At 65.9% G+C, this 12538-nt stretch carries 8 protein-coding genes; 4 read left to right on the plus strand and 4 right to left on the minus strand.

The window, feature by feature from the left end; translation table 11 throughout:
- Window positions 1-64: 64 nt before the first annotated feature.
- From manD to EWH10_RS12880, 3 genes are read right to left on the minus strand one after another with little or no spacing between them, the layout of a single operon-like run.
- Entirely contained in the window at window positions 65-1276 is a 1212-nt protein-coding gene (gene manD, locus EWH10_RS12870) for a D-mannonate dehydratase ManD (protein WP_065846339.1), read from the minus strand.
- A 13-nt stretch (window positions 1277-1289) separates the two neighbouring features.
- Window positions 1290-3662, minus strand: coding sequence for a glycoside hydrolase family 3 N-terminal domain-containing protein (locus EWH10_RS12875; RefSeq protein WP_065846338.1), 2373 nt, complete (start codon window positions 3660-3662; stop codon window positions 1290-1292).
- Window positions 3659-6034, minus strand: coding sequence for a glycoside hydrolase family 3 N-terminal domain-containing protein (locus tag EWH10_RS12880; RefSeq protein ID WP_065846337.1), 2376 nt, complete (start codon window positions 6032-6034; stop codon window positions 3659-3661). The genes EWH10_RS12875 and EWH10_RS12880 overlap by 4 nt, the downstream gene beginning before the upstream one ends.
- A 158-nt stretch (window positions 6035-6192) precedes the next feature.
- Here EWH10_RS12880 and EWH10_RS12885 point away from each other — a divergent pair, with 158 nt between their 5' ends.
- Entirely contained in the window at window positions 6193-8325 is a 2133-nt protein-coding gene (locus EWH10_RS12885; RefSeq protein WP_065846336.1) for an alpha-glucuronidase family glycosyl hydrolase, read from the plus strand.
- 40 nt (window positions 8326-8365) lie between these two features.
- Entirely contained in the window at window positions 8366-9406 is a 1041-nt protein-coding gene (locus tag EWH10_RS12890; protein WP_065846335.1) for a LacI family DNA-binding transcriptional regulator, read from the plus strand.
- A gap of 77 nt (window positions 9407-9483) precedes the next feature.
- Here EWH10_RS12890 and EWH10_RS12895 read toward each other — a convergent pair whose 3' ends face one another.
- Window positions 9484-9897, minus strand: coding sequence for a MarR family winged helix-turn-helix transcriptional regulator (locus EWH10_RS12895; RefSeq protein ID WP_065846334.1), 414 nt, complete (start codon window positions 9895-9897; stop codon window positions 9484-9486).
- Window positions 9898-10489: 592 nt separating this feature from the next.
- Between EWH10_RS12895 and EWH10_RS12900 the strand changes: the two genes are divergently transcribed.
- Window positions 10490-11452 (plus strand): ThuA domain-containing protein, encoded by a 963-nt coding sequence (locus EWH10_RS12900; protein WP_226870096.1) that lies wholly within the window; start codon window positions 10490-10492, stop codon window positions 11450-11452.
- Between the two features lie 70 nt (window positions 11453-11522).
- Window positions 11523-12509, plus strand: a complete 987-nt coding sequence (locus tag EWH10_RS12905) for an RraA family protein (protein WP_065846332.1) — start codon at window positions 11523-11525, stop codon at window positions 12507-12509.
- Window positions 12510-12538: the final 29 nt, after the last annotated feature.

Consider the following 12538-nt stretch of genomic DNA (forward strand, 5'->3'; position numbering starts at 1 on the left):
CGCAAGGCCGGGAGAGGGATACCCGCCCGCGCGGGGATGACGGAGAAGGAGGGGCAGGCACGGATCACCAACTGAACATCGTGCCGTCTTCCAGCCGGTTCACCGGCAGGAAGGCGCGCTTATATTCATATCCGGCGGCCAGTTGCTCGTCGATGTCGACGCCCAGGCCCGGCGCCTCGCCCGGATGCATCATGCCGTCGGAGAAAGTGTAGGCATGGGGGAAGACCGCGTCGGTCTCGGGCGTGTGGCGCATATATTCCTGAATGCCGAAATTGGGCACGCTAAGGTCGAAATGCAGCGCGGCGGCCATGCAGACCGGCGACAGGTCGGTCGCGCCATGGCAGCCTGTGCGGACCTGATAGAGATCGGCCAGCGCGGCGATCCGGCGCAGATGGGTGATCCCGCCCGCATGCACCACGGTCGCGCGGATATAATCGATAAGCTGGTTCTGGATCAGGTCCTTCGCGTCCCAGATCGAATTGAAGATCTCCCCCACCGCCAGCGGCGCGGTGGTGTGCTGGCGGATCAGCCTGAACGCCTCCTGATTTTCCGCCGGCGTCGCATCCTCCAGCCAGAAGGGGCGATATGGCTCCAGGTCCCGGCCCAGACGTCCGGCCTCTATGGGGGTCAGGCGGTGATGGATGTCGTGCAGCAGATGCACGTCCCAGCCCAGCGCTTCGCGGGCGGCCTTGAAGAGTTCGGGAACGACGCGAAGATATTTGGACGTGTTCCAGACATTTTCGGTCGGCAGGTCGGCGTCGGCGGGTTCGTAGAAATATTTGTCCTTCGACACGCCATAGGTCGACGCCATGCCCGGCACGCCGCATTGCAGGCGGATCGCCTTGTAACCCTGCGCCTGATATTCCAGCGCGGCGTTGATCGTATCCTCTATGGTCGTGCCATTGGCGTGGCCATAGACCGTCACCCCCTCCCGGCTGGCCCCGCCCAGGAGCTGATAGACGGGCAGGCCCGCAATCTTGCCCTTGATGTCCCACAGCGCCATGTCGACCGCGGCAATGGCGGTCATGGTGACGGGACCGCGCCGCCAATAGGCGCCCTTGTAGAGATATTGCCAGAGGTCCTCGATCCGGTGCGCGTCCCGCCCGATCAGACAGGGAACGACATGGTCGGCCAGATAGCTCCCCACCGCCAGTTCGCGGCCGTTGAGCGTCGCGTCGCCCACGCCATGGACCCCCTCATCGGTGATGATCTTGAGCGTGACGAAATTGCGGCCGGGGCAGGTGACGATGACCTTGGCATCGATGATCTTGGGCATTGGACGATCCTGTTCAGATGATTTCGAGCGTGGTTTTCTGGAGATTTTCGCTGTCCGGCCCGGTCATGACGTCGAACAGGCCGGGTTCGACCACTTCCTCCATGTCGAGATTCCAGAGCGCGAAGGCGGCGGGGCCCAGCGTCATGCGCACGGCGCGGCTCTCGCCGGGCGCCAGCGTGATGCGTTCGAAGCCCTTCAGTTCCCTGATCGGCCGGGTGACGCTGGCGGTCTGGTCGCGGACGTAAAGCTGTACGACCGCATCCCCTGCCCTCTGCCCGGCATTGCGGACGTCGACCTCCACCGTCACCTCGCCGCCCGTGCCGATGCGCGGCGACGACAGGCGGGGCGGCCCGAATTCGAAATGCGTGTAGCTGAGGCCGAAGCCGAAGGGGAAGAGCGGCGAAATATCCTCGAACACATAGCCGCGCCGGGCCGATGGCTTGCGGTTGTAGAAGATCGGTATCTGCCCCGCGTCGCGCGCCACAGTGACGGGCAGCTTCGCGCCGGGATTGACGTCCCCGAACAGGATGTCGGCCATGGCGGTGCCGCCCTCCTGCCCCGGATACCAGCACTCCAGCAGCGCATTGGCGCCATCCGCGACCATGGGATAGCTGGGCGGGCGGCCGTTGATGGCGCACACCACCACCGGCTTGCCGGTCGCCTTCAGCGCGGCGAACAGGGCGTTCTGCTCGCCCAGCAGGTCCAGGCTCGTGCGGTCGCCCAGATGGTTCTTCGCAAAGCCTTCCCGGCTGGTCTGTTCCGTGTCGCCGATGGCGAGCAGGACGATGTCCGCGGTCTTCGCGACCTCGACCGCCTGCGCGATCAGGGCGCGGTTCTCCGCCGGGTCCGCCAGCAGCACCTCGTCCGCCGAGCGATCCTCGCTCCGCGTGATGAAGACGCCCTGGGCGTGGACGACCTCCGCCTTGCCCCTGAGCTTCGCCTGCACGCCTTCCAGCAGGGAGACGGTCTGGCGCGGGACGCTGCTATAACCGCCCAGTCGCGCAATGGCGGCATTGGGACCGATCACCGCAACCCGCCGGTGCGCGCCGGGCGTGAGCGGCAGCGTGCCGTCATTGCCGAGCAGCACGATGGAGCGATGCGCCGCCTTCAGCGCCAGTGCGCGCGCCTCCGCATTGCCGGTCAGCCGCTCATGATCCTTGCGCGGCCAGGGATTTTCGAACAGGCCCGCACGGAACTTGAGCATCAGCATCCGGGTGCAGGCCAGATCGACCGCCTCCAGCGGCACCTTGCCCGCGCGGACCTGTTCGACGAGCGTCCGATAGGTCTGGCCATCGGGCAGTTCGCAATCGACGCCCGCCCGCAGCGCGGCGCGCGCCGCCGCCTCCGGGTCGGGCTGGACATGGTGGATGCTGTCCAGTTCGTGGACCGCGCCATAGTCGCTGACCACGGCACCGTCGAAACGCCATTCCCCGCGCAATATGTCGTTCAGCAGCCAGCGGTTCTGGTGCGAAGGCACGCCGTCTATCTCATTATAGGACGGCATGACGGCGGCGATGCCGGTGCGCTTCACCACCTCCCGGAAGGGTGGAAAGAAATTCTCGCGCAGTTCCCGTTCGGAGATCGGCGCGGGCGCGATATTCTCGCCGCTCTGGGGTTGGCCGTGGCCGGTCATGTGCTTGAGCGTCGCCATGACCTTGTCCGGGCCGATCCGGCTGCTCTCGCCCTGAAGGCCGCGCACGGCGGCCACGCCCATCTCGGCGCAGAGATAGGGGTCTTCGCCGAAGGTCTCCTCGATCCGGCCCCAGCGCGGGTCGCGGGCAATGTCGACCACCGGCGACAGCGCCAGATGGACGCCGCGCGCCCGCACCTCGCGGGCGATGACGGAATGAACCTCCTCCATCAACTGGCGGTCGAAACTGCCCGCGAGCCCGATCGCCATGGGGAACATGGTCGCCTCTGTCGCCATGAGCCCGTGCAGCGCCTCCTCATGGAACAGCACCGGGATGCCGAGCCGCGTCTCCTCCGTCGCCCATTTCTGGACGGCGGTAATGAAGGCGACGGTATCGGCGGGCGTCCGCCAGCGCGCGCCCACGCCGCCCGCCTGGGTCGATCCGTTCGGCACGCCGCGGCGGTCGGACGGGCGGGTGATCTGGCCGAAGCCGTCGGGATAGGCCTTGCTCGCCTTGGCGGGAGAGAAGGTCAGATCGTCCATGATGTCGGCCTTGGTCGCCCAGAGCGCGATGATCTGGCCAACCTTTTCCTCCAGCGTCATGCGCGCCAGCAGGTCCCTGACGCGCAGGTCGTTGGGGGCGGAAGCATCCTTGTAGAGCGGCCCGCCCCTCCCCTTCGCGGCGGCGGGCGCGGCGGCGAGCAGCGAGGTCGAAGCGAGCAGGCCCAGCGCCTGCCGGCGCGCGAAACCGTTCATGGCACCACCGTCAGCGTTGCCGATTTGAGCGCGACCGAACTGTTGCCGGTCATGATCTCGAAATCGCCCGGCTCGACCACGCGGTCCATATGATCGTTCCACATCCGCAGCGCCTCCGGCCCGACCGTGAAGGTCACCGTGCGAACCTCGCCGGGCTTCAGCGTCACGCGCTGAAATCCCTTCAGCTCCTTGATCGGCCGGGTGACGGAACTGACCTTGTCCCGCACATATAATTGGACGACCTCGTCGCCCTCGCGCTGGCCGCCATTGCGCACGTCGACCGACACGCTGGCGGTGCCGCCGACGCCGATCTTCGCGGCCGACAGTCGCGGCGCGGACAGGTCGAAGCTCGTATAGCTGAGGCCGAAACCGAAGGGGTAGAGCGGATCGGTCGTATCGAAGAGATAGCCGCGCCGCGCGCTGGGCTTCGCATTGTAGAACATCGGCAATTGCCCCGCCGAGCGCGGGATGGTCACCGGCAGCTTGCCGCCCGGATTGACGTCCCCGAACAGCACGTCCGCCACGGCATGGCCGCCCTGCTCGCCCAGATACCAGCCCTCCAGAATGGCGTCCGCCTGTTCCGAAACCTTGACGGTGGAGGCAGGGCGGCCGTTGATGAGCACCACGGCGATCGGCTTGCCCAGCGCCTTCAGCGCGTCGAACAGGTCCTGCTGCTCCCCCACCAGGTCCAGGCTGGGCCGGTCGCCCAGATGATTGTTGGCCCAGCCTTCGCGGCTCGACTGTTCCGTGTCGCCCAGCGTCAGGACGATGCGATCGGCATGACGGGCCGCCTCGACCGCCTGCGCGATCAGGCGGCGGTTTTCGGCGGGATCGGACCGGACGACCTTGTCGGCCCACCAATCGTCATTCTCCGTGATCCTGACGCCCTGCGCGAAGACGATCTTCGCCCGGGTTCCGACTTTGGCCCTGATGCCTTCGAGGATCGAGACGCTATGCGGCGGCTGGCCATAATAGCCGCCCAACCGCGCCACGGCGGCGCTGGGGCCGATGACGGCGATGCTGCCCTCCGGCTTCAGCGGCAGCATGCCGTCATTCTTGAGCAGGGTGATGGAGCGCTGCGCCGCCTTGAGCGCCAATGTGCGGGCCTGCGCACTATTGGTGATCTTCTCCGACGCCGCCGCATCGGCATAGGGATTTTCGAACAGGCCGGCGCGGAATTTCAGTTCCAGCATGCGCCGCACGGCACGGTCGACCAGCGCCTCGCTGATCTTGCCCTCGCGCACCTGCCGGCCGAGCGTCGCATAGGAGAGGCCATCGGGCAGGTCCGCATCCACGCCCGCATCCAGTGCGCGCCCCGCCGCCTGTTCCAGATCGCCGGCGATATGGTGGATGCTCATCAACTGGTCGATTGCCGAATAGTCGCTGACCACCGCGCCCTTGAAGCCCCATTCGCCGCGCAGCACATCGCGCAGCAGCCAGCGATTGGCATGGGAGGGCACGCCGTCGATTTCATTGTAGCTGGCCATCACCGCCTCGATCCCGGTGCGTTTCACCACCTGTTCGAAGGGCGGAAAGAAATTCTCGCGCAGTTCGCGTTCGGAAACCGGCGCCGGACCGACATTGGTGCCGCTTTCGGGCTGGCCATGGCCGGTCAGATGCTTGAGCGTCGCGAACACCTTGCCCGGCGGCAGCAGGCGCGAACGCCCCTTGCCTTGCAGCCCCTCGACAGCGGCCACCCCCATTTCACCGACCAGATAGGGGTCTTCGCCATAGGTTTCCTCGATCCGGCCCCAGCGCGGATCGCGGGCGATGTCGACTACGGGGGAAAGGACGAGGCTGACGCCGCGCGAGCGGATTTCGCGGGCGATGACGGCATTCACCTCGCGCAGCATGTCAGGGTCCCAGGACGAGGCCAGGGCAATCGACTGCGGAAAGCTGGTAGCGCCAACAGCCGCATAGCCGTGCAGCCCTTCCTCATGGAACAGGATCGGAATGCCCAGCCGCGTCCGCGTCGTCGCCCAGCGTTGCAGCGCATTGACCAGCGCCACTGTCTGGCGCGGATTTCGGCCGGGAACTTCGCGGGGGGAAAAAGCCCCCTTGGCATCGGACGGGCGGGTGAACTGCCCCATGCCATGGGGAAAGATCTGCGCCAGTTTCGATGGGTCGAGCTGCAACCTGTCGTCGAAAATCTTGACCTTGTCGGTCCACACCGCCGTGATCTGGGCGATTTTCTCCTCCAGCGTCATGCGGGAGAGCAGATCGTCGACCCGCGATTCGATGGGCGCGGAAGCATCCTTGTACAGCGGACGCGCGCCCATCGACGCAGGCGCCGCCAGAACGGGGACGGCGGGCGTCGCGACCGTCAGCGTCAGCAGCGAAACCGCGCCCAACAGCTTGCGGAACCGGATCACGAAACAGCCTCTCCCCTTTTTTGCGGCGGCTTCCAGCTTTTTGCTTGCCGCATCCCAACTGATAGCGTTAACATTGCTCAGACAAGAGCGGCCTGTCAATGCCCTTCGATCCGAAGCGTCGGTTCGGGCGAAGACGGGAAGGAGAGGAAAGGGGATCTATGTTCGCGCGCCTGTTCTGCTGGACCGTCGCCACCGCCGTGATGACGGCGCCCGCCATGGCGGAGGACGGCTATGATCTGTGGCTGCGGCACGAAAAGGTGCAGGATGGCGGCAAAATGGCGCGGCACGCCACGGCGGTCGTTGCGCCGGGCCGCGGTGCGACTGCGCTGGCCGCCCGCGATGAACTGATGCGTGGCCTTGCGGGCGCGAATGGCGCGGCGCCGGCGCTGGCTGACAAGCCTATGAATGGCGCGATCTGGCTGGCGACTCCGGCTTCCGCCCCCGATCTGCCGGTGAAGCTCGATGGGCTGGGCGAAGAGGGCTATGCCATTCGCTCGGTCACGCTGGACGGCCAGTCCGTGACGGTGATCGCGGCCAATGGCGATGCCGGACTTCTTTATGGCGCCTATGCCTATTTGCGGCTGGCGGAAACGGGCGCCCCGCTGGACCGGCTCGACATTCGCAGCGCGCCGCGCATGAAGCTGCGCTTGCTCAACCATTGGGACAATCTGGATGGCACGGTGGAGCGCGGCTATGCCGGGCAATCCATCTGGGACTGGTGGCGCCTGCCCGACTGGAAGGGGCCGCGATACACCGACTATGCCCGCGCCAATGCCTCCATCGGCATCAACGGCACGGTCCTCAACAATGTGAACGCCAGGTCCGACAGCCTGACCGCGCCCTATATCGCCAAGGCGGCGGCGCTGGCGGACGTGTTCCGGCCCTATGGCATCAAGGTCTATCTGTCGGTGAAATGGACCGCGCCGATGGAGCTGTCCGGCCTCGGGACCGCCGATCCGCTCGACCCGGCAGTCGCCGCCTGGTGGAAGGCGAAGGCCGACGAGATCTACAGGGCCATTCCCGATTTCGGCGGCTTCCTGGTGAAGGCGAACAGCGAAGGGCAGCCGGGGCCGCAGGATTACAAGCGCACCCATGCCGATGGCGCGAACATGCTGGCCGCGGCCGTGAAGCCGCATGGCGGCATCGTGATGTGGCGCGCCTTCGTCTATGCGCATGACAATCCGGACGACCGCGCCAAGCAGGCCTATAACGACTTCAAGCCGCTGGACGGCCAGTTCGCGGACAATGTGCTGGTGCAGGTGAAGAACGGCGCGATCGACTTCCAGCCGCGTGAGCCTTTCCATCCTCTGTTCGGCGCCATGCCCCGGACGCCGCTGATGATGGAATTCCAGATCACCAAGGAATATCTGGGCCAGTCGACCCACCTCACCTATCTCGGCCCCTTGTTCGAGGAGACGCTGAAAAGCGACACCTTCGCCCGCGGCAAGGGGTCGACCGTGGCCAGGGTGATCGACGGATCGCTGGAGGGCCACAAGCTGACCGGCATTGCCGGCGTCGCCAATATCGGCGCCGACCGCGACTGGAGCGGATCGATCTTCAACCAGGCGGACTGGTACGCCTTCGGCCGCCTTGCCTGGGATCCGGATCTGTCGGCGGAGGCAATCGCACGCGAATGGGCGGCGCAGACTTTCTCGACGGATGCAAAGGTGGCCGATCGGGTGGTCGCCATGATGATGGGATCCCGGGAGGCGGCGGTCGACTATATGACCCCGCTCGGCCTGTCCCATGTCATGGGCACCGGCCATCATTACGGCCCGGCTCCCTGGATTTCAGAGCTTGCCCGGCCCGAATGGAACCCGGTCTATTATCACAAGGCGGACGCGCAGGGGATCGGCTTCGACCGGACGAGGACCGGCAGCAACGCCATCGCCCAATATGCCCCGCCGGTCGCCAGGATGCTCGCCGACCCGAAGACGACGCCGGAACGCGACCTCCTCTGGTTCCACCATGTCGGCTGGGACGCGAAGCTGAAATCGGGCGAAACCCTGTGGAACGGCCTCATCCGCCATTATGACGCGGGGGTCGCCTATGTCGCGGCCATGCGCAGGACGTGGGACAGCCTGCGCCCCTATGTCGATGCGGAACGCTTCGCCCAGACGCAGTCCTTCCTCGGCATCCAGCATCGCGAGGCGAAATGGTGGCGCGATGCCAGCATCGCCTATTTCCAGACGCTGTCCAAACGCCCGCTGCCGGCGGGCACGGCACCGCCGGAACATGATCTGAACTGGTACAAATCGCTCGCTTTCCCCTATGCGCCGGGCAATCCATGACTGGCTTTCAATGGCCGCAAAGGCTAGGCCGTGAACGACCATGAACGAACGTAAGCCGCCGACAATCCGGGAAGTCGCAGCGCGGGCCGGCGTGTCCGTGATGACCGTGTCGCGCGTCGCGAACAAGCAGAGCTGGGTCAGCCCCCAGACCCGAGCCCGGGTGGAAAAGGCGATCGCGGAACTGAACTATGCGCCCAATGTCTCCGCCCGGGCGCTGGCCGGGGGCGACGACCGGCGAGTGGCGCTGCTTTACCGCAATACGACGACCTCCGCCTATCTGGGCGAACTGTTGCTGGGCGGGTTGGACGAGGCGGCGAAGCATCACCTCCACCTGGTGGTGGAACAGTGCGAGATGGGCGCCACGGCGCAGGACATCGTCGCCCAGGTTCTTCAGGCGCGCGTTTCCGGCGTCATCGTGCCGCCGCCCCTGTGCGACTGGGACGAACTGGCGCAGGCGCTCGGGCGGCAGGGCATTCCCTGGGTCGCGATCGCGCCGGACGAGAACCATGGCATGATGGTCGTCGCGATAGACGACCGCCAGGCCGCGAGCGAGATGACGCGGCATCTGATCGACCTCGGCCACCGCCGCATCGCCTTCATCCAGGGCAATCCCCAGCACCGTTCCAGCGCGCGACGGCTGGAGGGCTTTCGCGTCGCCATGACCGCGCAAGGCCTGCCGGTTGAGGAAGATTATATCGTCGAGGGCGATTTCAGCTACCGGTCCGGGCTGGAGGCGGCGGCGCATCTGCTGAGCCTGAAGACGCCGCCGACAGCGATCTTCGCCTGCAACGACGATATGGCCGCGGCGACCATCACCATCGCGCATCAGCGTCAGATCAGCGTGCCGGCCGATCTGACGGTCTGCGGTTTCGACGACACGCCGCTTGCCGCCGCGATCTGGCCCACGCTCACCACCATCCGCCAGCCGATTCGCGACATGAGCCGGGCCGCCATGACCCTGCTGGCGGAAGCGATGAAGGGCGGGGAAGAAGTCGACGGGCGGGGGTTGGCGCGACTGGACTACAGCCTGGTCCGCCGGCAATCCGACGCGGTTCCGCGCCTGCACCACCGACGGGGGTAGCGGGCTGGGCCCGCCAGCCATGTCCTGCCGCAAGGGCTGGAGCAGGTCTCCACCGCTATCCTGGGGCCTGAAATTTCCTAGGCAAAGCGCGCCAGCAACTGGTTGAGCAGCGGACGCAAGCGGCGGATCTCATCGCGATGCGTGGCCGACAGCTTCGCCAGCAGGTCCAGAGCGCCCAGCGTCAATTGCAATTGCGAGCGCCGCCGGTCCGTGGCGCTGGCATGGCGCGTCACCAGCCCCAGCTTTTCCAGCCGGTCGACCAGCCCCGTCGCGCTGTGGGGCTTCAGCAACAGTCGCCGCGCGACATAGCCGACGGTCGCATCCTCGGCCGGCGCAGCGCGCAGGGCGAGCAAGGCCTGATGCTGCTGCGGGGTGAGTCCCACCCTGGCCGCCCGCTCGCTGCTGAACGCCTGGAACTGTCGCAGAGCGAAGCGGAATTCCGCCAGCGCCGCATAATCTTCATCCTGCAATATGGCGCCGTCTGCTTCCATCTGACCTTCATCTTCATGTATCGCGTCGCGATTTGATCGCGCAGCCTGACGCATCAAAGAAGGATTTGCATGATTCGGGAACCCCCGCGTCGGTCCCGGCGCGATTTCTACCGGCGGCAGAGGAACATCGGCGCGTGCGGGCGATCTGCGGCTAGCCCGCCGGACTGACGGCGTCATTGAAATAAGGCATGGCCACATAGGTGATCAGGCCATTGGCAGATCCCACCAAGGCATTCATCGCCTTCGCGGTCAGCCAGGCATTGCGGAGGCTTTCCGCTCCCCGGTAAGGACGGCCAAGCAGACCCTTCCAAATCGCGATCAGCCATGGTTCGCTCCGACTAAAGGCGTTCAGGCTGTGGAGTGAATGCCTTCAAGCCAAGATCCGGCACAAGATGGCCGGTAGAAGCGGCATGATCTGCTCTGTCTCAGCCAGTGGCAGACGCGCGTGCACCAACACTCCCCGAACAACGCCAAGACATGATCGCAGGAAATATGCGGCGGGGTCTTGGTATGTCCACCAGTTTGTGGCAGATCATATAGGATAGGATCGACCGAGAGAGTCGCGATACGAATCTTTGCTGGTGAGGATGAGTTGAAAGGGACGTTCACAAGCTGGGCCCGCAAGGTCCGCAATATGGCTGCTCCGCCGGGCAGGAAGCGAAGCCATTCCCGTGCCCCGCGCCCGGCGGGTGCGGCGCTGGCGGCGATGGCGGTCGCTTTCCTCTTGCCGATGCCGGCCGGAACGGCGCCCTTGCCGCCCGTGCGCATCCTGCTGTTCGCGGGACCGAAGCAGCATGGCGCGCCCGGCCGCCATGAATATGAGAAGGACCTGCGCGAACTGGCCTGGCTGCTCGAACATTCCGGCGCGGCGCGGGAGGTGAAGACGCAGGTCGTCGTCGGAGAAAAGCCGCGGGATCGGGCAATGCTGGAGGCGGCCGACGCCATCGTGATCGACGGCAATGGCGACTGGCTGAAGCGCGAAACCGGGGCGATCTTCCAGCAATATGCCGAAACGGACGGTCTGGGCTATAATGCCGAGACCAGTGCCGCGCTCAAGGATTTCGACGCGCTTCTGAAGCGCAGGAAGACGGGGCTGGTCGTCTATCATTATACGATGTTCGTCGATAACCGGGCAGGCCGCCTCTATCTGAACGATTGGCTGGGCGGCGTCTGGATTCCCTATGTCTCGCACAATCCCGTCGACACATGGGCGATCAGGCCGATCCCCGGCAAGCATCCGATCCTGCGCGGGGTCAAGCCCTGGACGCCGCGGGAGGAAATGTACGCGCGCTATTTCCTGCCCGACAATCCCCGCCGCACGCCGTTGCTCACCGCCCGGCCGTCACAGGCGGCCAATGGCACCGGCGGTCCGGTCGCCTGGGCCTATGAGCGGCCCGACGGCGGACGTTCGGTCGTGTGGGGCGGCAACGACTTCCATGACAACATGCACCTCTATCCGCAGCAACGCCGGTTCCTGGTGAATGGAATACTGTGGGCCGCAGGGGTCGAGGTGCCGCGCGGCGGCGCGAACGACCAGATGCCGCCGGAATTCTAGAATGGAAGATCCGACCGGCCGCTGCGCGGATCGGCGCTGCGCCACGCACTGGATGGGGAGAGACCGAGCCATGGGATTTGACCGGCGGCTGATGGGCGCCGCCCTCGCCTTCGCGGCCATGCTGCTGCCGCAGCACGCGCTGGCCGAGGACGGCTTCTTCACGCGCGAACAGGTGATCCGGCATACGCCGGCCTGGACCGGCGAACGCTTTCCGGACGGACGGCCGAAGGTCCCCGACGACATTCTGGAGCGGATGCGGGAAGTCACTCTGGAGGAAGCCTGGGCGACGCTGCGCAGCGCCGGCTTCAACCATCAATATGAGGATGGCTGGCTGTCCATCTTCCCCGACAAGGTGCTGGTCGGTCGGGCGCTGACCTCCCAATGGCTGCCCGGCCGCCCGGACATCCAGACCGTGCTGGAAAAGCAGGGCGCCGACGACGGACGCAAGGGCGCCATGAACGCCTGGCCGGTCGACATGCTGCAAAAGGGCGACGTCTATGTCAGCGACCATTTCGGGCTGAAGCAGGACGGCCCATCGATCGGCGACAATGTCGGCAACGCCATCTACGCCCGCAGCGGCAACGGGGTCGTCTATGACGGGGCGGTGCGCGACATCAACGGCCTCAGGGAACTGCCGAATTTCGTTTCCTTCGTCCGCTCCTACGATCCGTCGCATCATTTCGGCGCCATGGCGACGGGCGCGCGGCTCAATTCGACGATGGTGGGCATCAACGGTCCGATCCGCATCGGCAAGGCGACCGCCATGCCCGGCGATGTCGTGCTGGGCCGGGACGGCGGCGTGCTGTTCATCCCGCCGCAACTGGCCGAAAAGGTGGTGAAGCTGTCGGAGAATACGCGGCTGCGCGACATGTTCGGCCATATGCGCCTGCGCGAGGGCAGATATACCGCCGGCCAGATCGACACCCGCTGGACCGACGCGATCGAGGCGGACTTCTTCGCCTGGCTCCAGGCCAATCAGAACAAGCTGCCCGTGAAGCCCGACGCCGTAAGGCAGATCATCCGCGATCATGAAGCGGGCATCCCCTATGAGGGATGACCGGCCCGCAACCCACCCTTCCCCCCGAA

It is taken from the genome of Sphingobium fuliginis, assembly GCF_004152845.1.
In the GTDB taxonomy this organism is placed as follows: domain Bacteria; phylum Pseudomonadota; class Alphaproteobacteria; order Sphingomonadales; family Sphingomonadaceae; genus Sphingobium; species Sphingobium fuliginis.

Coding starts and splice junctions, on each gene's coding strand:
- manD (WP_065846339.1), bottom strand. CDS start 1,276: ATGCCCAAGATCATCGATGCCAAGGTCATCGTCACCTGCCCCGGCCGC.
- EWH10_RS12875 (WP_065846338.1), bottom strand. CDS start 3,662: ATGAACGGTTTCGCGCGCCGGCAGGCGCTGGGCCTGCTCGCTTCGACC.
- EWH10_RS12885 (WP_065846336.1), top strand. CDS start 6,193: ATGTTCGCGCGCCTGTTCTGCTGGACCGTCGCCACCGCCGTGATGACG.
- EWH10_RS12890 (WP_065846335.1), top strand. CDS start 8,366: ATGAACGAACGTAAGCCGCCGACAATCCGGGAAGTCGCAGCGCGGGCC.
- EWH10_RS12895 (WP_065846334.1), bottom strand. CDS start 9,897: ATGGAAGCAGACGGCGCCATATTGCAGGATGAAGATTATGCGGCGCTG.
- EWH10_RS12905 (WP_065846332.1), top strand. CDS start 11,523: ATGGGATTTGACCGGCGGCTGATGGGCGCCGCCCTCGCCTTCGCGGCC.